The organism is Pinirhizobacter sp. (genome assembly GCF_036499745.1).
Lineage (GTDB): Bacteria > Pseudomonadota > Gammaproteobacteria > Xanthomonadales > Rhodanobacteraceae > Pinirhizobacter.
Window position 1 is genome coordinate 54,751 of the sequence record NZ_DASYDG010000038.1, and the last position, 21,024, is coordinate 75,774.

A 21,024-nucleotide genomic window follows, 5' to 3' on the forward strand; every position below is an offset into this window, starting at 1 on the left:
TTGACCTGGGTGCTTAGCTCAGCGGTAGAGCGTCGCCTTTACACGGCGCTGGTCGGGGGTTCGATCCCCTCAGCACCCACCAAAAAGTCGCGGAGTGGTAGTTCAGTCGGTTAGAATGCTGGCCTGTCACGCCGGAGGTCGCGGGTTCGAGTCCCGTCCACTCCGCCATACCCTTCAAGGGCGCCCGCGTGGCGCCCTTGTTTTATGTCCTGCAGCGAGCGAAACCGATGCTTCATTCATTGCGTACGAAGATGGAAGGCTGGCCGACGATGATCGTGCTGGGGGTGAGCGTCTTCGCCGTCGCTTTCTTCGGCATCGAGAACTACCTGCAAGGCGATAGCGCCACTTACCTTGCCAAGGTGGGTGACACCAAAATCCAGCAGCAGGATTACCAGGAGCGCGTGAACAACATCCGCGAGCAGATGATGGCCCAGCAGGGCGATCACTACGATCCTGCGTATCTTGAGCTGCCTGCCACCAAGCAGAAGATCCTTGATGCAATGGTGAGCCAGGCGGTGCTTCGCCAGGCCAACGGCAAGCTCGGGCTGACCGTGACCGACGCGCAGGTGGTCGGCGCCATTGCAGCTGAACCGGCCTTCCAGAGCGAAGGCAAGTTCGACCCTAAAGCCTATAGCGCCTACCTGGCTGGCACGCGTACCTCGGCGGCCACCTTCGAGGCGCAGCGTCGCCAGGAAATGGCAACCCAGCTCATTCCCAATGCCATCGGCCAGAGCGTACTGGTCACCGATGCCGACATCGACCGTGTGTTACGCCTGACCGAGCAGAAGCGCGATGTGCGCCTGGTGGAAATTCCAGCACCGGCGGCGTCCAGCACCGATGTCTCCGACGCGGAGCTCAAGGCCTACTACGACGCGCATCGTGCGCAGTACATGACGCCCGAGCAGGTCACCCTGCAGTACATCGAAGTCAACGCCAAGGATCTGAAAGACGACGCACCGCCGAGCGATGCAGATCTTCGTGGCCTGTACGAGCAGCAGAAGTCGCGCTACGTGCAGCCGGAGCAGCGCGAGGTGTCGCACATCCTGGTAAACGTGCCCAAGAACGCCACGCCGGAGCAGCAGAAGGCGGCGCTGGAGAAGGCACGCAAGATCGCCTCGGAAGCCACGCCGGCGAACTTCGCCACGTTGGCCGCGCAGAACTCAGACGACCTTGGCTCCAAGCGCCAGGGCGGCGACCTCGGCTTCATCGAGAAGGGCGTGGCCAATGCCTCGTTCGACGCTGCGCTGTTCGCCATGAAGAAAGGCGAGATTTCACAGCCGGTGCTTTCGCCGGACGAGGGTTACCACATCATTTACCTGCGCGACGTTCGCAGTGGCGCCGCCAAACCGTTCGAGGAAGTACGCGGGGACATCCTGGCCAAGGCCACCTCAGAGGCTCACGACCGCAAATACAACGAAGTCGCCGGCCATCTTGCCGACGAGGCCTACCAGAATCCCTCGTCGCTCGAGCCCGCCGCCAAGGCAAGCTCGCTGCCGCTGCAGACCACCGAACCGTTCGGCCGTGATGGTGGCAAGGGCATCGCCGCCAACCCCAAGGTCATCGCCGCTGCGTTCTCCGACGATGTCCTGGCACAGGGTAATAGTTCCGGCCTCATCGACCTTGGCGGCAACCACGGTGTGGTGATCCACGTCGACAAGCACACTCCTTCGGTGGCCAAGCCGCTCACCGAAGTACAGGCCGCCGTACGCCAGGGCGTGATCGACGACCGCATTGCGGCGCAGGCGAAGAAGCAGGCCGACGAACTGGTCGCACGCGCGCAGAAGGGCGAAGACCTCGCTGCCATCGCCAATGCCGCGCACGGGCAGGTCAAGACGGTCGCTGGCGTCGCCCGTGGCGCGCAGGATCAACCGCCCGCCGTGGTGCAGGCGATCTTTGCCCTGCCGCGTCCCGCCGACGGCAAGCCGGCGGTGGTCGCGGTGCCAATGGACAAGGGCGCCTATGCGCTCGTGGCGGTCGACAAGGTCATCGATGGCGATACGTCGAAGATCACCGCCGAAGAGCGCACGGGTTTCCGTCAGCAGATGGGGCAGGCGGTATCCGCCGCGCAGACGCTGGGCTTCATCGACGCGATGAAAGCCAAGACCGAAATCAAGATTTCCAAAGACAATCTCTAGCGGGGCGGCATCACGGGGACAGCCTCAACAGCTGTCCCGGTTTCACCTTGTCGCTCTTGAGCCGGTTCCAGCTCATCAGTTGCTTTACCGTCACCTTGTTGGCGCGGGCAACCGTCCATAGCGACTGGCCATTGGCCACCTTTACCGAACGCGGCTTCGCGTTGCCTTTGCCCTGTGCCTCGGCATCGTCCACCGGTGGCGCGATGGTGGCAGGGCTGGGCTGGCGTCCGCTGGCGGCCGCCTCGCGGTAGGCCTCGGCCGCCGCCGAGGGCATCAGCAGCGTGGTGTTGGCCTGGGCATTGGCCGACGTATGCGCCGGGTTCAACGCAAGCATGCGTTCCACCGGCATCGAGGATAGTTCGGCCACCTGGCCCACGGTCTTTGCACCGGACACAGTGACCTTCTCCAGCGATCGCTTTGCGTCCACCGGCGGCAGCCGCACGTGGAAGCGCTCCGGCTGGCGCACCACGCAGGCAATCGCCAGCAGTTTGGTCAGATGCTCCCGGGTCACCGCCTTCATCGGCATCTTCGGCACCGCCGGCTGCGCGGGCGGCACGCCGTATTTGTCCACGGCCTTGCGCACGCTGAACTCACCGGCATTGAATGCCATCGCTACCAGGCGCCAGTCGTGCAATTCATCGTGATAGCCGGCCAGCATCTTCATCACCGCGGCAGTGGATGCGGCGGTGTCCAGCCGCGCGTCGTAGCCTTTGCGCGAAGGCAGGCCCAGGGTGCGCGCGGTGGAGGGCACGATCTGCCACATGCCGGCCGGACGGCCCTTCTTGCCCTTGACCGGCTTGAATGAGCTTTCGATCCAGGGCAGCAGTGCGAATTCCCCGGCCACGCCGTGGGCCTGGGCCGACTCCTGGGCATATTCGACCACGGGCAACACGGCGGCCAGGTGTTCTTCAAACTGATCCGGCCGCCTGGTGAAGATGCGTGCCCAGCGGGCCACGCCATCATCGGAATCGCAACCGTCCATCTGGAAACTCGCGCGCATCTCGTCCCAGAAATCCGTCACTACCGGCGTGACCGGTGCCGGCGTGGGCATCATCGGCGGTGCGGGCTGCGTGGTGGGCGTGGTGGTGATCGGTGGCGCGTTGGGCATCACTGGCGCGGTAGTCGAGCAGGCAGCCAGGGCCGCGGCCAGGGTGGCGGCCAGGGCCGTACGCAAGGGGTGATTCATCGAAAGTCATCCTTGGCGCGGCGTACCGCGGCGAAGCGGGACACGCTGTCGTGGGCGTCGGCCTTGTGGGCGGCCCAGGCGACGATGGCGTTACTGTCGGTGCGCAGGAAGGGATTGGTTGCGCGCTCCGTGCCCATGCGGCTTGGCACCGTCGGCTCGCCGCGCAAGCGTTTGTCGTCGACTTCCTTCGCGCGTGCCTTCAGCCCCGCATTGTTGCCATCGATGGACAGTGCAAAGCGCGCGTTTGCCTGGGTGTACTCATGGCCACAACAGACCAGGGTGTCGTCGGGCAGGGCAGCCAGAAGGTTGAGCGAATCAAGCATCTGGCCAGGCGTGCCTTCGAACAGACGGCCGCAGCCCAGGCTGAACAGGGTGTCGCCGCAGAAAAGCAGGCCTTCGCCGGCATAGGCGATGTGCGTGGTGGTATGGCCGGGGACAGCGATCACTCCGAAGTGCGCGGCGGGCTGGGAGAAGTTCACGATGTCGCCATGGCCCACGCGGCGATCGGCGTGCGGAATGCGCTCGTCAACGGGGGCAATCACCTCCACATCCCGCCCCTGGCAGAGTGCGGCTACGCCAGCGATGTGGTCGGGATGGTGATGGGTGAGCAGGATGCTGCGCAGGGTAAGCCCACGCTCGGCCAGCACGCGCTCAACCGGGCCGGCATCGCCAGGATCCACCACCGCGGCGTTGCCTGCCGCGTCGGTAAGAAGCCAGATGTAGTTGTCTGATAGTGCCGGGATCGGTTCAGGGAGCAAATCGAGCACTCGACGGGCGGCTGGCGCCGCGGGGCCGCCGGACTATATCAGCGGGTTGCCAGCTCCCTTGTTATCAACACGTTAACCCACTGAGGTCGCCGAATCCTGCGCCGGAGCCGATACACTTAGCGTCGGGGCACCCGTCCGTCCCTGCCAAAGCACCCACGCCAATGCCACAGCTGTACCCCGATCTCTACGCCCTGCCGCCCATGCGCGCGCTGCTGGCCAGCGAGTCGGCGGTGCTGGCACCGGAACTGGCGCGTTCCACGGGCGACCATGCGCTGCACATCGCACCGGTGCCTGAGATCGTCCCGCCGCCGCTGCCCTTGCTCGGACGCTGGACGCGCCTGCACCTGGCTCGGGGCGGCTGGCAGGGCGACGTACAGGCCTGCGGGGGCGCCCCCCTTCCGTTCCAGGACGACGCGTTCGGGGTGGTGGTTTTGCGCCACGCGGCTGAAATCGTTCCCAACGGCGAGGATCTGATCATCGAGGCTGCCCGCGTGCTAGCACCGGGCGGCGTACTTGCGATCACCGGCGTGCATCCGGTGAGTGCCTGGGCGCCCTGGTTCCAGTGGCGCGCTCGTGGCACGCGGGCCAGCCTGCGCCAGCCGGTGCTGCTGCGATCGGCTTGCGGCCGGGCCGACCTGCACGTGATTGCCGTGCACCGAGCCGGCCATGTGTTGCCGTCGGTCATGACAGGTGAGGGCAGCAGCCTGGCTGGCGGCGCCTATATTTTGTTTGCGCGCAAACAGCGTATCGCCGCCACGCCATTGCGCGTGATCAAGGCCGCCGCCGTACCCGTACAGTCCGGTAGCCTTGTATCCGGCGCGCGCCGTGCTGCGCGCTGAACGACCCAATGAAGGAAAGCATGAACCAGGTTGAAGCATTCACCGACGGCGCTTGCCTCGGTAACCCCGGGCCCGGCGGCTGGGCCGCCTTGCTCCGCGCAGGCAATACCGAGCGTATGGTCGCCGGCGGCGATCCGGCCACCACCAACAACCGCATGGAACTGATGGCCGCCATCGGCGCGCTCGAAGCACTGACACGCCCCTGCCAGGTACGCCTGACCACCGACTCCCGCTATGTGATGCAGGGCATCGAAGACTGGATGCCCCGCTGGATCGCAAATGGCTGGAAAACCTCCGACAAGAAGCCGGTGAAGAACCAGGACCTCTGGCAGCGCCTGGCCGCGGCCAAGGCGCCGCACAGCGTGCGCTGGGAATGGGTGAAAGGCCACAGCGGCCACGCGGAGAACGAGCGCGTGGACGAAGCGGCGCGCGAGCAGGCACTGGTGTTCAAGGCAGGTGGCATTCCGGCATGAGGCAGATTGTCCTTGATACGGAAACCACGGGCCTGGAAGTACGGCAGGGCCATCGCCTGATCGAAATCGGCGCGGTGGAACTGCTCGAGCGCCGGCCCAGCGGCCGTACCTTCCACACCTATCTGAACCCTGGGCGCGCCATTGATGAAGGTGCGCGCGCGGTCACCGGCATCGAGGATGAATTCCTTCTCGACAAGCCGAAATTCGCCGAGGTGGTGGACGACTTCCTGGCCTTCATCAAGGGCGCGGAACTGATCATCCACAATGCCAGCTTTGACATAGGTTTCCTCGACGCCGAGCTCGCCATGGCCGGCAACCATGGCAAGGTGACCGACCACGCCAGCGTGCTCGATACCCTTGTGATGGCGCGCGAACGCTATCCCGGGCAGCGCAACAGCCTGGATGCGTTGTGCAGGCGCTTAGGGGTGGACAACACCCACCGCGACCTCCACGGCGGCCTGCTGGACGCGCAGCTGCTGGCGGATGTGTACCTGTCCATGACCACCGGCCAGGTCGTGCTGGATCTCGCCTTTGATGCCGGCGCGCCGTCTCGGCACCATGTATCGCTGCAGGGTTTCGCCATCACCGCAAGGCCCCGGGTACTGCGCGCCAGCGAAACGGAAGCTGCGCTGCATGAGCAGCGCCTTCAGGCGATCGACAAGGCGTCCGGTGGCGCCACGGTGTGGCGTACGTTGGTCGACGAGCTGGTGGAGTCTGGCCAGTCTGTGGCATAGCCGCAGCGCTTCATCCCGCGGCGTGTCACCCGTGCCGTACCAGGATCGCCGTGACGTTATCCCTCGCTCCGCCATCGAGCGCCGTCAGGATCATCTGTTCGATCGCTTCCTGCGCTCCCAGATCGGCGCGTTCGCTGATGGTTTGGAGCTGCGCGTCATCGACTACCTCGGTAAGGCCGTCGGTGCATAGCAGCAAGCGCATCCCTGGCTTCCAGGGGCCGCGGCATATCTGCACATAGAGTTGCTCGTTGCCCGTAACACCCAGCGCCTGGTTCATCACCCCGCGCGGGGCGGCCGTATCGCGTGCCTCAGGCCACTCGCCTTTTTCCACCAGCGCCTCGGCCAGCTTGCCATCGTGCACCAGCCGGCGCAGTTCGCCGTCGTCGACATAGATACGGCTGTCTCCCACCCAGGCCGCCTCCCAGCCGCCGTCCATCAAACGCACCGCAGCCACCGTGGTGCCCATCGGCCGGGCGTGGGGCAGGTTGCGGGTATGCATCAAAAGCTCATCGTTGGCGGCTGTCAGCGCCGACAGCAGGGACTGCCCCCGCGTCACCCGCTCCACCACGCCGTCACGCACGCTGGCCGAGGCCAATTCCCCATGCCGATGCCCACCCATGCCGTCCAGCACCAGGAACAGCCCCAGGGAGGGATCCGCGTAGTAGGTGTCCTCGTTGCGCGACCGGGCCATCCCCGGGTGCGTGCCGTGCCCAAATTCGATCATGGAAGCGTCGTTTCATTCATTTACAGGCGGAAATCCCCGCCCAATGAGGAGAATGCCCCACTGCCTGGGAGTTGTCACGGCTCACCCGCGCCCGTATCATTGCCTGCTCGACGCGGCACGCCCGCGCTCGACGACCAAAGGAGAGGTGGCAGAGTGGTCGAATGCGCCGGATTCGAAATCCGGTTTAGGTTTAGGCCTAACGTGGGTTCGAATCCCACCCTCTCCGCCAGTAGAGCCAAAAAAGCCCTTGTTTATCAAGGGCTTTTTTGTGTGTGTCGTTTTTAGTGTGCCATCGAGCATGCCATCGGCTGCTTTCTGCTTTTCGGTCGTCCGTGATTCTGATCTACACTCGAAGGGGTTTAGAGACTCACGCAGTCAGCATGGGCCTACACGTTCAATCGTTTGTCGTCGGCAACCCTGAGGTGTGTGGAATTTTAGCTTCGCGCCGTTTACGACAGGGACGGGTCCCATTGAGCCATGTTGATTGAACAGCTTCATTCGCAACCAGCTTCTACTGATTTTCACCGGCCGCATGCTTTGAAGGGGTACCAAGCCGATCTGTCCGCTGGATCATTGATGATCCCCGAGAGTCGGATTATTGCTGGACTTATGCTTCAGCGCCCCGACCGCGCTGCTTGGGAGCGTGCCTTGCGCGTGGACAATATATTGCAGAAGTCATCTCCGGCCACTGCAGCTCGCCAGGCGCGCCTGATCCGCCTCCGGCTGGAGACCATTGACGCGTCGGCATGGAGTTCGATCCGAAACGGCGATAAGGAAATTGCCACGCAGTTGCTATTCGCCGCTGCGCTAAAGCACAGCCAGTTGCTCACCGACTTCCTTCGTGAGGTCGTGGCCGATCACGTCCGGCGATTGGAGGACTCGCTTTCGGTCACTGCCTGGGAGCCCTTTCTGCACGATTGCGCAGCGCGCGATCCGTCCGTGGCATCGTGGAGCAACTCGACGCGCAAGAAGCTGCTACAGGTGATCATTCGGATCCTCGCCGAGGCCCGCTATTTGGAAACTACGAGATCCCTGCGTCTGCTGCCTCCGCACCTTCATCCGGCTGTTCGCCAGTCCTTGTTGGCCGCCGGAGAAGGGCAGCTCGTTTCGATGATGGAAATTCGTGCATGAGCGACAAATTTCGCGAGCGTCTCAATCGCCTGCTGCCCCAGCTCAGTTCCGCCGACTTCCTTGCCAACAGGGGGCTGGGCAACGAGATCGGCTTTTGGGTTTTCGACTACCTGCCTGAGCAGGAATTGGAGATGCGCGGGTTTATCACCGACATCCTGCTGCCCGGCCTGGCGCGGCAGCAGCCAGTGTTGCGCCCCGCGGTCGTCAACCTCTTCGAGCTCATCGTCGACCTGCTGGAAGACCGCAAGCTCTATGACCGCGTCCTGGCCATCCAGGCCGACAAGGGCAATGACGCCGCGCTCGCCGCGCTCCGGCCTGTGCTGAAAGAAGACAAGCTGGCCCAACGCATCGCCAGCAAGATCGACTTCGACCAAAGAGACATGCTGCTGCTGACCGGCGTAGGGGCCGCGTATCCGATGCTGCGCTCACACACCTTGCTGACCGCCTTGCAGCCGATCATGAACCACACGCCGGTGGTGATGTTCTATCCCGGGCGCTACGACGGCTTCTCGCTGCGCCTGTTCAACACATTGGCCGATGACCACTACTACCGCGCCTTCCGGCTGGCGGAATGATTCACAGGGGATGACTGAAGACATGAAAATCAGGGAGCTTTTCCGCAAGCCGATTGACCGCCCGATCAACGGCGTCATCAAGGCTGACCAGCGCGATGCCGAAAGCATCTGGCAGGAGCTGGACGAATACGTGGTCACCAAGCAGTTGGCCGACTACTTTCGCCGCTTCTTCGACGCCTATCTGGCGGCCGGCGACAACCCAAACAATTCGGTCATCACCGACCGCATGGGCGTGTGGGTATCGGGCTTCTTCGGCTCCGGTAAATCGCACTTCATCAAGATCCTGTCGTATCTGCTGGAAAACCAGGCAGCAGTCGACCCGGTCTCCGGCAACACCAAGCGTGCGGCCGAATTCTTCGACGAGACCAAGATCAAGGATCCGCTGTTGCTGGCGGACATCCAGCGCGCCACGCGCGGCAGCGCCGACGTCATCCTGTTCAACATCGATGCCAAGGCAGACAGCAAGTCCGATCGCGATGTAGTTCTGCAAGTGTTCCTTCGCGTGTTCAACGAAAAGCTCGGTTTCTCAGGCGATGCGCCGCATATCGCCGAGATGGAGCGCTACCTTGTCAGCAAGGGTGCCTACGACACCTTCCAGCAGGAGTTCGCGCGCATCCACGGTGGCTCGTGGACAGCGGAGCGCGATGCGTTTGACTTTCTGCGCGATGAAATCGCCCAGGCCTTGGCTGTCGCGTTGAAGATGTCGGTGGAATCCGCCCAGCGCTGGTTCGACGAATCCCGTGACAGCTACAAGATCAACATCGAGAACTTCGCCAAGCTGCTGAGCGAGTACCTGGACACCAAGGGCAAGGACCATCGCATCATCTTCCTCGTCGATGAGGTCGGCCAGTTCATCGGCAATAACACCCAGCTCATGCTCAATCTGCAAACCATTGCCGAGCAGCTCGGCACCCAATGCAAGGGGCGCGCCTGGGTCATCGTCACCAGTCAGGAAGATATCGAGGCGGCCATCGGCGAAGCCAACAAGGCGCGCTCACAGGATTTCTCAAAGATCCAGGGCCGCTTCCACACCCGCCTGTCGTTGGCCAGTTCCAATACCGACGAAGTCATCGGCGTACGCCTGCTGGCCAAGACCGAAGCCGCTCACGAGGCGCTGCGCAACGTGTTCGAGCAGCAGGGCGACATCATCAACAACCAGATATCGTTCAACGGCAACGCCGTGACCATGCGCGGCTACCTCGATTCTGTCAGCTACGTGGCCAACTATCCGTTCGCGCCATACCAGTTCGAGCTGCTGCAAAAAATCTTCGAGGCCATCCGAAAGGTCGGCGCCACCGGTCAGCACCTTTCACGCGGCGAGCGTTCCCTGCTGGACGCGTTCCAGTCTGCCGCCAAGATCAATGTCGATCGCAGCATCCAGTCGCTGGTGCCGCTGTACGACTTCTATCCCTCGATCGAGAGCTTTCTCGATACGACCGTAAAGCGCGCCATCGACCAGGCCGAACAAAATCCCGCCCTCGAGAAGCAGGACATTCGGCTGCTGAAGGCGCTGTTCCTGATCCGCCATATTGCCGAGGTGATCAAGCCCTCCATCGACAACCTGGCGGCGCTTTGCCTCGATCAGATCGATGCCGACAAGCTGCAGCTCAAGCGGCAGATCCAGCAGAGTCTGGAGCGGCTGGAGCAGCAGAAGCTTGTCAACCGCAACGGCGACCTGTGGTTCTTTCTCACCAATGAAGAGCGCGACATTGCTCGCGAGATCGGCCATGTCGACGTATCCGCCGCTGAGAAATCCAAACTGCTGGCGGAGATCGTCTTCGACGAAATCCTCGGCGGGCAAACCAAGGTGCGCCACCGCGATACCAAGGCTGACTACGAATTCAACCGGCTGCTCGATGGCGCGCCGTACCGTCAAGCCAATCAGGCGCTCAGCTTGGACATCCGCTCGCCGCTGGGTGACGACTACGAAAGCCTCAAGCCGGATCGCTGCATCATGCTCAGCGCCGAAGGCAACGGCAAAGCGCTGATCCGCATGGGCGAGGGAACCCGTCTGGATATCGAGCTGACCCTGTATCAGCAGATCGAGAAATATGTCGACAGCCCCAAGGCCAGCGCGGCACCGCCGTCCCTGCGCAAGATTCTGCTGGAGCGCAAAGACGAAAATCGCGAACGCCGGCAGCGCCTGGTCGCGCAAATCGGCGAACTGATCGTGCGGGGCGACTGCTACGCCAAGGGTCAGCAGGTGCGCTCCAAGGCCGCCACGGCGCCCACCCTGCTGGATGAGCTGATCAATTACCTGATCACCAATACCTACAACAAACTGCCGTACCTGAAAATTCGCAAGCCCGATTCTATTGCCGAGATCCGCGCCCTGCTCAGCGCCGACAACGTCGGGCAGCAGGAGCTGGCGCTCGGCGGCGAAGACGGCAACCCGCAGGCCATCGAGGAGGTGCGCCAGTACCTGCAGCTCGCCGCGTCGCAGAATCGTGTGCTGCTGTCCGATGTGGTCGATCGCTTCACCGACATCCCCTACGGCTGGAAGCCAGAGTGGGAAGTGGTGCTGCTGATCACCCGCCTGTTCATGGCTGGCGAGATCAAACTCACCATGGGTGGTTCCGATCTGGATCCGCGCAGCGCGTTCGATCCGCTGACGAAAGGAGTGCAGCACAAGCAAATCTCGATCCTCAAGCGCAAGACTGCCGATGCCGGCAGCATTGCGCGCGCGTCGGATCTGTACCGGCAGCTGTTCTCCTCCTTGCCGCGCAAGGAAGAAGATGGCGTGGTCGTCGACTTCCGCAGCAAGCTGGTCGAGTGGAAGGATGACCTGAAACGCTGGCAGCTCACCGCGGGGCAATTGCACTATCCCGGCAAGGCGGTGATTGAGGCCTTGCTGGCGCGCTGCGAGCGGCAGCTCGCCATCCGCGACCCGTTCGAGTTCATCGAGGCGCTGAACAAGTCGCGCGATGAATGGCTGGATGCCGGTGAGGATCTCAACGACGTCCGCGGCTTCTACACCAACCAACTGCCGACCTGGCAGCGCTTTCTGGCCACACTCAACCGTTTTGAGCCCAATCGCGATGTGCTGGCCACAGACCCCAAGGCCAGCGTCGCCCTGAAGGATCTGCAGCGCATCCGCGAAGAGCCTGCCCCGTACGCCAGCATCAGCAAGATCGAGCCGCTGCTGGCCGCCCTTGAAGCCAGCAACCAGGCCCTGGTGCAGGCCCAGCGCGAGGCGGCGCTGCGCATCGTCGAACAGTGCATCGACGAGGCGAACAAGGCGTTGCTGCAGGCAGTCGCGAATGCCGATCTCAGCAATGCGGCTCTGCGTCCTCTGCAACAGCTGAAGCTGAAGATTGCCGACGCGGTCAGCATCCCTGAGATCCAGTTTCTGGCCAACGGTGCCGGCGACAAGCTGGAAGAGGCGATGGATCTGATCCGCGACACCTTGCTGAAGGCACACACCGCGGCGCAGGCCGCGAGCAAGGCGGCGACAGCTAGCGGTGAGGCCAAAATATCGACGAGTTCCGCTACGGCTTCAGCATCGGCCGCTGCCGCAGCAGCACCGAAAATCTCGCAGACCATCCGTCCGGCCGACCTGGCCACCACTACCTATCTTGAAACCGAGGCCGAGGTCGACACCTACCTCGCCGAGCTCAAAGCCCACTTCACCGCCGTGCTCAAGTCCGGCAAACGCATCCGGATCCAGTAAGCAATGAATACAGGGAATCTCAAGAGCTACGCCCCGCAGGCGCGCAAGGACTTCATAGCCGCGGTGACGGCGCGCGCCAACCTGCTGGGGCTGAGCGAGGCCAAGGGCGCGCTGCAGGTGGCCGAGGCTGAGGTCAAAAACGACATCGTGATGATCGCCGGTCGGCCGTGGCCGGTGAAGGTCAACGAGCAGCGCAACAAACTGATCGCACGAATGAAGCTGCAAGGTTTTGGTCACACGGTCGAGGCCGTGGCCTACGCCTGGTTCAACCGGTTGGCCGCGCTGCGCTACATGGAAGTGCACGACTACCTCGGCCACGGCCGACGCGTGTTGTCGAACCCGCAGGGCGGTCTGCCCGAGGTGCTGGCGCACGCGCTGGATCTGGCGGACTCGAATGCACTGCCGGGCTTGTCCGCCGGTACCGTGCGCGAGTTTAAGCTGGCCAATCAGGATCCCCAGCTGTACCGCTTGATCCTGGTCGCTCAATGCAATGCGCTGCATCAGGCCATGCCTTTCCTGTTCGAGCAGTTGGGTGATGAGACCGAGCTGCTGTTACCCGAAAACCTGCTGCTCACCGATTCGGTGGTGGCCAAGCTGGTGCAGTCCATCCCTGAAGAGGACTGGCAGCAGATCGAAATCATCGGCTGGCTCTACCAGTTCTACATCTCGGAAAAGAAAGACCAGGTCATCGGCAAGGTGGTGAAGTCCGAAGATATTCCGGCGGCGACCCAGCTGTTCACGCCGAACTGGATCGTGAAATACATGGTGCAGAATTCGCTGGGTGCGCAGTGGCTGGCAACCTATCCGAGCTCGCCGCTCAAGGCGCAGATGGCGTACTACATCGAGCCGGCTGAGCAGACTGACGAGGTCAACGCCCAGCTTTCGGCGATTACACCGGATTCGCTCAACCCCGAAGAACTGACTCTGATCGACCCCGCGAGCGGTTCCGGCCACATCCTCGTCGAGGCCTACGACTTGTTTAAGGCGATCTACTTGGAGCGCGGCTACCGCCAGCGCGATGTGGCGAAGCTGATTCTGGAGAAGAATCTCTTTGGCTTAGACATCGACGAGCGGGCGGCGCAGCTGACGGGCTTCGCTCTGATGATGAAAGCGCGAGCCGATGACCGGCAGCTTTTTGAGCGGGGGGTGAAGCTAAACATCATTGCGCTGCTGGATAGTGCTGGGTTTGATCCCGAGAGATTAGCCAAAGTCGTAAATCTTGATGACTACGAGCTCGAACTTGGCGACCTTAAGAGCCTAAAGGACCTATTTGGGCCGGCGACGACGTTTGGGTCGTTAATTCTGGTCCCCGATGAACTAGCGGTGAAACTGCCAGGACTCAAGCGGCTAAGCGAGGTGATTAGCCAAGACCTCTTTGTGTTCGAGGCGCTTAGGCGCCTTAGACCGCTGGTACAGCAGCTCGAGGCGCTCGCGGCACAGTACGATGCAGTAGTGGCGAATCCTCCCTATATGGGGGGCAGGTATATGAACCCCGAGGTTAGGTTGTTTGCTAGCAAATATTTTCCGGATGCTAGAAGTGACCTCTTCGCTTGCTTCATAGAACGCGGCTACTCGCTCGCCAAGGACTCTGGTTATAACGCAATGGTCACAATGGAAAGCTGGATGTTTCTATCTAGCTATGAAAGCTTCAGAGCGACAGTGCTCCAGCGCCATACCGTGCGTAATTTAGCTCATTTTCCATATGACGGAAAGCGGCCGACAGCGATGGGAATCAACTTCGGTGTCGCTGTAGTTAGCTCACGCAGTGCGCAGGTCGAAGGCTATCGAGGGCACTACTGCTGCTCCCGCTACTACGAGCTGAATGATGATGGCATTCCGGTCGAGTTTCCTACACCGAACGAGCGTCAGGCTACGGTCGTAAAGGAGGATTTCAAGAAGATTCTGGGAAGTCCTGTCGCATACTGGATTAGTGAGCGGGTGCGTAGCGTCTTTGAGACAGGCACCTCACTTGGTGAACTCGTGGAGGCCAAGCAAGGTCTAGCCACAGCCGACAATGACCGCTTTCTACGGCAATGGTTTGAGGTCGCCTCTGTCAAAATAGGGATCGATTTATCTGGCCGAGCAGAAGCCGCCGAATCTTGCAAGAGGTGGTTCCCTTACAATAAAGGAGGTCCTTTTCGACGATGGTACGGGAATCAAGACTTTGTTGTTAATTGGGAAGGCGATGGTTGCGAAATTCGAGTGTTTGGAACCGAAGCCGGCGGCAGGCCTCGATCGAGAGCTCAGAACACGGAGTTCTATTTTCGGCCGTCGCTTAGTTGGTCTGATGTCACGTCTGGGCCGCCTTCATTTAGGAGTTTTCCGCGGGGCTTCATACACGACATAAAAGGAATGTCAGCGTTCCAAGTGGGAAAGGTGCAATCCGAGATACTTTTAGCGTATTGCAATACGCCCATCGTCACAGAGATGGTGAAAGCAATAAATCCGACTTTGAGTTTTCAGATCGGAAACTTCGTGTCGATCCCTTTTGTTGATGAGGCGGTTAAGTCGTTCAGCTCGATGATCGCAACTAATACAAATAGGTTGGTTGGGTTGTCGAAACTAGATTGGGATGCGTACGAATGCTCTTGGGGCTTTCAGTTAGATCCCATTATGAAAGCCTCCTCCGAATCTCACCCGACACTCGAGCGAAGCTATACGTCCTGGATCACCCAGAACCGCGACGCCATCGCCGAAATGAAGCGGCTCGAAGAAGAGAACAACCGCCTCTTCATCGACGCCTATGGCCTGCAGGACGAGCTCACCCCCGACGTCCCGATCGAGCAGATTACCCTTACGGTGAACCCCGCCTACCGCTACGGAGGCAAGCTCACCGACGAGGAGCTGTGGGCACGCTTCCGTCAAGACAGCATGGAGGAGCTGGTCTCCTACGCCGTCGGCTGCATGATGGGGCGCTACAGCCTGGACGAACCGGGCCTGATCTACGCCAACAGCGGCAACGTCGGCTTCGACGCCTCGCGCTACACGAAGTTCCCCGCCGACGCCGACGGCATCGTGCCGGTCACCGATGAACTGTGGTTCGAGGATGACGCGGCGCTGCGTGTGCGCGAATTTCTGCTTGCCGTGTGGGGCAAGGAATCGCCGGAACAGAACATGTCGTTCCTGGCGGATAACCTGGGCCGCAAGACCAGCGAATCGCCGGAGCAGGCAATCCGCCGCTATCTGGCGGACAAGTTTTTCAAGGATCACCTGCAGACCTACAAGAAGCGACCGATCTACTGGCTGTTTTCCAGCGGTAAGCAGGGCGCGTTCCAAGCGCTGGTCTATCTACACCGCTACAACGCCGGCACGCTGTCGCGACTGCGCGCCGAATACGTGGTGCCGCTAACCGGCAAGATGCAGAGCAAGATCGAAGAGCTGGAGCAGGATGTCGCCGCGTCCGGTTCTACCGCGCAACGCAACAAGCTCACCAAGCAGATTGAAAAGCTGCGCAAGCAGCATCGAGAGCTGCTGGAGTACGACGAGCAGCTGCGCCACTACGCCGACCAGCGCATCACGCTGGATCTGGATGACGGGGTGAAAGTGAACTACGTCAAGTTCGGCGAGCTGCTGGCCGAGGTCAAGGCGGTGACGGGCGGGAAGGGCGATGACGAATGATTGTTGCTGCGCTCAGTCCTGCCGTTACGTTCTGGCTCAACGAGGCGCAAGGCGAGGTGACGCATGGATGTGAATGAATGCCGCGTGGTCGACTCGCTGCGCGCCTTGTTTACGACTGAGCGCGTGGTGTTTTGGCACGACACGGATTCGCAGTTCGCCATCACGCTGGAATCGCTGGAGCTGGGCGACGACATTGCGATCATGCGGCTGGAGCAAGCGCCGGTGCTGGCGGTCAAACGGCAACTGGAGCAGCAACCCGCTTCTCAATTCCTGCTGTACAGCACCTCTGCGGAGCCCGACGCCGCCGCTGATTGGCTGCTGGATGTGCGGCTGCGTTCCAAAGCGTTCCGTGCTGACCTGACCACGCTGCTGATCGAGAACCTTGGCCTGACCTCGCTGGCGCTGGCGCCCTATATCCGCTCACGCACTAAATTCCTCGGCGCGGAGGCGCGCCGCAGCAAACTCAAGCGTCTGGTCGAATCTAGTGACGGCGAGGCGGAGCTCGACCGCAAGATGATGGCCGTACTGTTGCGCAGCGACGAGTCCGAGCCGCTTACGATTGCGCACCAGCTGTTGCTTGGACTTTGGGTAGAAGGTCAGCCCCGTATTGGCGAGCCGGCCAAGGCTTGGATCGATTTGCAGGGTTATGGCCTGGAACCCGCATTCTGGGAGCTGATGCAGCGCACGTTCGGCTATCAAAGCGACGAACCCGCTCTTGCCGATTTGTGGCTGCGCATCCTGGTCACTGAGTTTGCCCGCACGATCAGCGCCGAGGCGCCGTATTCCATCCGGCATCTACTGCTGGAAAATTCGCAGCTGGCAAACAACGCGACGATCCTGGCCGCGCGCTGGCGCAACGACCTGCACAGCCATGCCGCCTATGCGCATCTTTCGGCGGCGGTTGCACAGATGCTCAAGTTGGGCGAGCTGATCTCCGGCTGGCACGCGGAGGATCTGCTGGAATGCATGACCTTCGCTGCGGTGGAACGTCAGATCATCCATGACTTGAAGACCCGGGTGATGCAGCTTGGCGGTGCGGCTCTAGGCGACGTGCAAACGATCACCGCCCGCCGCCGCGATGGCCACTGGAGCAACGCGCTGATCAGCGACGCCAGCGATGAGATCCGCGCCTTGTCTGCCTGCTACGACGCAATCGAGGCAGCGGCCGAGTTCCTGGCGCTGAAGGAGCGTTATGCAGCCGGCTTCAGCTTTGCCGACGCGGCGACGGCTGTGCAGGCGTATCGCGACGAGCTGTATCGCTTTGACCAATGGTATCGCTGCTTCCATTTTGCCGCCGACAAGGTGGAGCCGATGGGTTGGGGCGTGCTGCACGAGCTGCGCGACGCGATTGAGGATGCGTATTCCGGTTGGTTCATTCCCGGCCTGTCGTCCGCGTGGGCCGGCGTGTTGGCAGGCGAGCAGGGCTTGCTTGCGACGTGGCGCGTGCCGGGTATGACCCCGCAGCAGGACTTCTTCGACAACCATGTCGCCGCTGCACTCAGCGGAGGTACCACCAAACGCGTGTTTGTGCTGATCTCTGACGCCTTCCGTTACGAAGCGGGCGAGACCTTGGTTCGCGAGATCAACGCCAAGAACCGCTTTACGGCCAAGCTCGATGCGATGTTGAGTGTGTTGCCAAGCTACACGGCCCTAGGCATGGCGGCGCTGTTACCGCACCAGAGCATCGCATACAAAACGGGCGACAGCCTTGATGTACTGGTCGATGGCCAATCGACCGCGACGCTGGAGAGCCGCAACGCGCAGCTGGCGCGCTATGACGGCATCGCGGTGAAGGCGGATGAGTTGCTGGCTTTGGGTAAGACCAAGGGGCGTGAGCTGGTGGGTCAACACAAGGTGATCTACCTCTACCACGATCTGATCGACATGCTGGGTGACAAGCAAGGTTCCGAAGGTCAGACATTCCGTGCGGTAGCCGACACGGTGAAAGAGTTGAGTGGTGTGATCTCGCACATCATTAACAACCTCAACGGCTCCATGGTGCTGGTGACGGCTGATCACGGATTTCTCTATCAGGAGTCGCCGTTGGATGATGCCAGCCGCGCCGCGTTGCCTGAGAAGCCTGCTGGCACACTCAAGGCCAAAAAGCGCTATTTGATCGGGCGTGATTTGCCGGCCAACGACAAGATTTGGCAGGGCACCACCGCACTGACAGCCGGAACCACGCCGGGGGCAGGCAGCGCGGACTTCTGGCTGCCCAAAGGCGCCATGCGCTTCCACTTTGCTGGCGGTGCCCGCTTCGTTCACGGTTCGGCGATGCCTCAAGAGGTGATCGTTCCGTTGATCACCGTACGCGTCTCTGAATCGGATAGCGCCCGCACCCGCCCGGTGGAGATCAGCCTGATGGGCTTCTCCAACAAGGTCGTGACCAATACGCAGCGTTTTGAGCTCATCCAGACCGAGCCCACTTCCAACCGTGTGCTGCCGCGCACCGTACGGATATCGCTGCGCGACGGCGAGACCCCGGTGAGCAACGAGCAGATCCTGACCTTCGACAGTGCATCCAGCGTATTGGGGGAGCGGGTGAAGTCGATCATTCTGACGATCCGCTCAGGCAGCTATGATCGGCAGAAGGAGTACTTTTTTATCGCGCGTGACGCGCAGACCAAGGTCGAGGTGCTGCGTGTTCCCCTGAAGATCGATCTGGCGTTCTCCAATGGCTTCTGACTTCACCGACATGATCCAGCCCGATGCCCGCGAATCCGCTAAGCCGGATCTCGACCAGCTGCTCAACCGCCACTTCAGTGGCAAGGTGGTGCGGAAGGATCTGACCAAGCTGATCAAGGAGGGTGCGAACGTGCCGGTCTACGTGCTCGAGTACCTGCTCGGCATGTATTGCGCCTCGGACGACGAGGAGACGATCCAGGTAGGCCTGAAAACGGTTAAGCGCATCCTAGCTGAGAACTACGTGCGCCCCGACGAGGCGGAAAAGGTCAAGTCGAAGATCCGCGAAAGCGGTACCTACAAGGTCATCGACAAGTTGACCGTTAAGCTCAACGAGAAGCGGGACCAATACGAGGCACTGTTGTCAAACCTGGGCGTGAAGAACGCCGAGATCTCGGACTCCATCGTGCGCCAATACGAAAAGCTGCTTGCCGGTGGCATCTGGTGCATAGTGACGCTGCGGTACGTATACGAGGAAGGCCAGAAAAGCTCGCCCTTCATCGTAGAAGATCTGAAGCCAATCCAGATGCCCAACATGGACATGCAGGCCTTGTTCGAAGCGCGCCGCGCGTTCACTGACGAGCAGTGGCTGGACGTGTTGCTGCGCTCCACTGGCATGGAGCCCACCGTGTTCGAGAAGCGGGCCAAGTGGCATCTACTGGCGCGCATGATTCCGCTGGTGGAGAACAACTACAACTATTGCGAGCTGGGCCCGCGCAACACCGGCAAGAGCCACATCTTCAAGGAAATTAGCCCGAACAGCATTTTGGTCTCTGGCGGCCAGACGACAGTGGCGAACCTTTTTTACAACATGGGCGCCCGCAAGGTGGGGCTGGTGGGCTTGTGGGACGTGGTCGCCTTCGACGAAGTGGCCGGCATTACCTTCAAAGATCACGATGGCGTCCAGATCATGAAGGACTACATGGCTTCTGGTTCCTTTAGCCGCGGGCGCGAGTCCATCAATGCCAATGCCTCGATGGTGTTCATCGGCAACATCAACCAGAGCGTCGAGTCGCTAGTGAAGACCTCGCACCTGCTCTCACCGTTCCCCGAGGTGATGATCGACTCGGCGTTCTTCGACCGTTTCCACGCTTATGTGCCCGGCTGGGAAATTCCGAAGATGCGCCCGGAGTTCTTCACTAACCAGTTCGGTCTGATCGTGGACTACTTGGCCGAATATCTGCGCGAGATGCGTAAGCACAGTTTTTCTGACGCGATCGACAAACACTTCAAGCTTGGCAACAATCTCAACCAACGCGACGTTATCGCCGTTCGCCGGACGACATCTGGCCTTTTGAAGCTGCTTTGTCCTCATGGCGAATACGATAAAGACCAAGTTAAGCAGTGCCTTGAATATGCTCTTGAGGCTCGCCGTCGGGTCAAGGAGCAGCTCAAGAAGATCGGCGGCATGGAGTTCTACGACGTCCATTTCTCGTACATTGATCTCGAAGATAGCGAAGAGCGCTTCGTCAACGTGCCGGAGCAGGGCGGTGGCGGCTTAATCCCGGAGGGCCGCATGGCGCCCGGTACGCTCTACACCATCGCCATGGGCCCAGGCAGCATGCCGGGCGTTTATCGCTTGGAGATTCAAGCGATGGCTGGCAACGGCAAGCTATCAGTGTCCGGGTCCGGTCAGCGAGAGTCTGTGCGAGTCGCCTTCGACTATTTCAAGGCCAACGCCAGCCGCGTCAGCGCGGGAATCAAGACAGCCGTCCAGGACTTCCACCTCCACCTCGTCGAACTTCAAAACAGCGGCAGCCCCGAAACACTCACTCTGTCCAGTTTCGTCGCATTGTGCTCCGCCGCGCTGGGCCGGCCAATGCAAAGCCAGATGGTGGTAATGGGAGACATGTCACTCGGCGGCACCACCACACCGGCCCGCAATTTGGCCGAATCCTTGCAGGTCGCCTTCGACGCTGGCGCGAAGCGGATCCTGCTGCCGATGTGCAGCGTCTCTGACATTTCCACGGTGCCAGGCGAACTCTTTGCAAAATTTCAGACAAGCTTTTACTCCGACCCCGTCGACGCTGTCTTTAAGGCGTTGGGGGTTGATTGAGCTGAAGCTTAAGAACCGCGCGATTGGCTGAGCTGGCGATAGAGTCTCAGGCAATGCCTAGAGACTCTTTTCGGTCCCGTCGTAGGCGCTTTTAATCGCCAGGCGGTTTTCTTACGCACTCTGCGACAGTCGCCAGATGGCACCAGCCAGCGTCAGGATGAAGCTAAGGCTTTCGGATGTTGTTCTCATGTCAAATCCCACCAAGGACTTGCAGAGCGGCAAGTCCTAACGCGGTCGCGGACCGGGGCCATGGTGGGGATATAGATCTGAAAACTAGTTGGTTGCAGTTTTTTCACGCGTCCGATGTCACGCCGTCTTTAGTACCGCACGGGTTAAGAGTCCGGGGTGGGTCATGGGTCAGGGCCCCTCCCATGTTTAGTGGTGCAACTTTTGGCAGGAGAGCTTACCGCAGCTTCAGATACGGGGATGTGGGC

At 61.1% G+C, this 21,024-nt stretch carries 13 protein-coding genes and 3 tRNA genes; 13 read left to right on the plus strand and 3 right to left on the minus strand.

The annotated features are described in order from the left end of the window. Nucleotides 1-7 precede the first annotated feature (7 nt). From VGM61_RS13820 to VGM61_RS13830, 3 genes are all read left to right on the plus strand, one after another. Nucleotides 8-82, plus strand: a tRNA-Val gene (locus VGM61_RS13820). Nucleotides 83-91: 9 nt separating this feature from the next. Further along, nucleotides 92-168, plus strand: a tRNA-Asp gene (locus tag VGM61_RS13825). Between the two features lie 59 nt (nt 169-227). Further along, nucleotides 228-2,135 carry a SurA N-terminal domain-containing protein gene (locus tag VGM61_RS13830; RefSeq protein WP_331523412.1) on the plus strand — a complete coding sequence of 636 codons (1,908 nt, stop codon included), beginning with the start codon at nt 228-230 and terminating at the stop codon, nt 2,133-2,135. Between the two features lie 10 nt (nt 2,136-2,145). Here the strand turns inward: VGM61_RS13830 and VGM61_RS13835 are convergent, their stop codons facing one another. Both VGM61_RS13835 and gloB read right to left on the minus strand, forming a co-directional pair. Then, complete coding sequence (locus VGM61_RS13835; protein ID WP_331523413.1) at nt 2,146-3,321, minus strand: transglycosylase SLT domain-containing protein; 1,176 nt, start codon at nt 3,319-3,321, stop codon at nt 2,146-2,148. Further along, on the minus strand, nt 3,318-4,088 hold the full coding sequence (gene gloB / locus VGM61_RS13840; RefSeq protein ID WP_331523414.1) for a hydroxyacylglutathione hydrolase: 771 nt from the start codon (nt 4,086-4,088) through the stop codon (nt 3,318-3,320). Before gloB ends, VGM61_RS13835 begins: the two co-directional genes overlap by 4 nt. Before the next feature lie 161 nt (nt 4,089-4,249). Between gloB and VGM61_RS13845 the strand changes: the two genes are divergently transcribed. From VGM61_RS13845 to dnaQ, 3 genes are read left to right on the plus strand one after another with little or no spacing between them, the layout of a single operon-like run. Further along, nucleotides 4,250-4,927, plus strand: coding sequence for a class I SAM-dependent methyltransferase (locus VGM61_RS13845; RefSeq protein ID WP_331523415.1), 678 nt, complete (start codon nt 4,250-4,252; stop codon nt 4,925-4,927). 20 nt (nt 4,928-4,947) lie between these two features. Continuing rightward, nucleotides 4,948-5,400: a ribonuclease HI gene (gene rnhA, locus VGM61_RS13850; protein ID WP_331523416.1), complete on the plus strand. Its 453-nt coding sequence runs from the start codon at nt 4,948-4,950 to the stop codon at nt 5,398-5,400. Beyond that, nucleotides 5,397-6,134, plus strand: a complete 738-nt coding sequence (gene dnaQ, locus VGM61_RS13855) for a DNA polymerase III subunit epsilon (protein ID WP_331523417.1) — start codon at nt 5,397-5,399, stop codon at nt 6,132-6,134. The genes rnhA and dnaQ overlap by 4 nt, the downstream gene beginning before the upstream one ends. A gap of 25 nt (nt 6,135-6,159) precedes the next feature. On the opposite strand, the gene VGM61_RS13860 is transcribed toward dnaQ, so the two are convergent. After that, entirely contained in the window at nt 6,160-6,858 is a 699-nt protein-coding gene (locus tag VGM61_RS13860; RefSeq protein WP_331523418.1) for a PP2C family serine/threonine-protein phosphatase, read from the minus strand. Nucleotides 6,859-6,997: 139 nt separating this feature from the next. Here VGM61_RS13860 and VGM61_RS13865 point away from each other — a divergent pair. The 7 genes from VGM61_RS13865 to brxL all read left to right on the plus strand — a co-directional run bounded on the left by VGM61_RS13865 (nt 6,998) and on the right by brxL (nt 20,590). Beyond that, nucleotides 6,998-7,087, plus strand: a tRNA-Ser gene (locus tag VGM61_RS13865). A gap of 248 nt (nt 7,088-7,335) precedes the next feature. Next, on the plus strand, nt 7,336-7,989 hold the full coding sequence (locus VGM61_RS13870; RefSeq protein WP_331523419.1) for a DUF1819 family protein: 654 nt from the start codon (nt 7,336-7,338) through the stop codon (nt 7,987-7,989). Continuing rightward, nucleotides 7,986-8,564, plus strand: coding sequence for a DUF1788 domain-containing protein (locus VGM61_RS13875; RefSeq protein ID WP_331523420.1), 579 nt, complete (start codon nt 7,986-7,988; stop codon nt 8,562-8,564). Before VGM61_RS13870 ends, VGM61_RS13875 begins: the two co-directional genes overlap by 4 nt. A 10-nt stretch (nt 8,565-8,574) precedes the next feature. Beyond that, nucleotides 8,575-12,234 carry a BREX system P-loop protein BrxC gene (gene brxC / locus VGM61_RS13880; protein ID WP_331523421.1) on the plus strand — a complete coding sequence of 1,220 codons (3,660 nt, stop codon included), beginning with the start codon at nt 8,575-8,577 and terminating at the stop codon, nt 12,232-12,234. A gap of 3 nt (nt 12,235-12,237) precedes the next feature. After that, a complete protein-coding gene (pglX, locus tag VGM61_RS13885; protein WP_331523422.1) occupies nt 12,238-15,852 on the plus strand; it encodes a BREX-1 system adenine-specific DNA-methyltransferase PglX in 3,615 nt (1,204 codons plus the stop codon). A 63-nt stretch (nt 15,853-15,915) separates the two neighbouring features. Beyond that, nucleotides 15,916-18,537 (plus strand): BREX-1 system phosphatase PglZ type A, encoded by a 2,622-nt coding sequence (gene pglZ, locus VGM61_RS13890; RefSeq protein WP_331523423.1) that lies wholly within the window; start codon nt 15,916-15,918, stop codon nt 18,535-18,537. Next, complete coding sequence (brxL, locus tag VGM61_RS13895) at nt 18,527-20,590, plus strand: protease Lon-related BREX system protein BrxL (protein WP_331523424.1); 2,064 nt, start codon at nt 18,527-18,529, stop codon at nt 20,588-20,590. Before pglZ ends, brxL begins: the two co-directional genes overlap by 11 nt. Nucleotides 20,591-21,024 lie beyond the last annotated feature (434 nt).

Coding starts and splice junctions, on each gene's coding strand:
- VGM61_RS13830 (WP_331523412.1), top strand. CDS start 228: ATGCTTCATTCATTGCGTACGAAGATGGAAGGCTGGCCGACGATGATC.
- VGM61_RS13835 (WP_331523413.1), bottom strand. CDS start 3,321: ATGAATCACCCCTTGCGTACGGCCCTGGCCGCCACCCTGGCCGCGGCC.
- VGM61_RS13845 (WP_331523415.1), top strand. CDS start 4,250: ATGCCACAGCTGTACCCCGATCTCTACGCCCTGCCGCCCATGCGCGCG.
- rnhA (WP_331523416.1), top strand. CDS start 4,948: ATGAACCAGGTTGAAGCATTCACCGACGGCGCTTGCCTCGGTAACCCC.
- dnaQ (WP_331523417.1), top strand. CDS start 5,397: ATGAGGCAGATTGTCCTTGATACGGAAACCACGGGCCTGGAAGTACGG.
- VGM61_RS13860 (WP_331523418.1), bottom strand. CDS start 6,858: ATGATCGAATTTGGGCACGGCACGCACCCGGGGATGGCCCGGTCGCGC.
- VGM61_RS13870 (WP_331523419.1), top strand. CDS start 7,336: ATGTTGATTGAACAGCTTCATTCGCAACCAGCTTCTACTGATTTTCAC.
- VGM61_RS13875 (WP_331523420.1), top strand. CDS start 7,986: ATGAGCGACAAATTTCGCGAGCGTCTCAATCGCCTGCTGCCCCAGCTC.
- brxC (WP_331523421.1), top strand. CDS start 8,575: ATGACTGAAGACATGAAAATCAGGGAGCTTTTCCGCAAGCCGATTGAC.
- pglX (WP_331523422.1), top strand. CDS start 12,238: ATGAATACAGGGAATCTCAAGAGCTACGCCCCGCAGGCGCGCAAGGAC.
- pglZ (WP_331523423.1), top strand. CDS start 15,916: ATGGATGTGAATGAATGCCGCGTGGTCGACTCGCTGCGCGCCTTGTTT.
- brxL (WP_331523424.1), top strand. CDS start 18,527: ATGGCTTCTGACTTCACCGACATGATCCAGCCCGATGCCCGCGAATCC.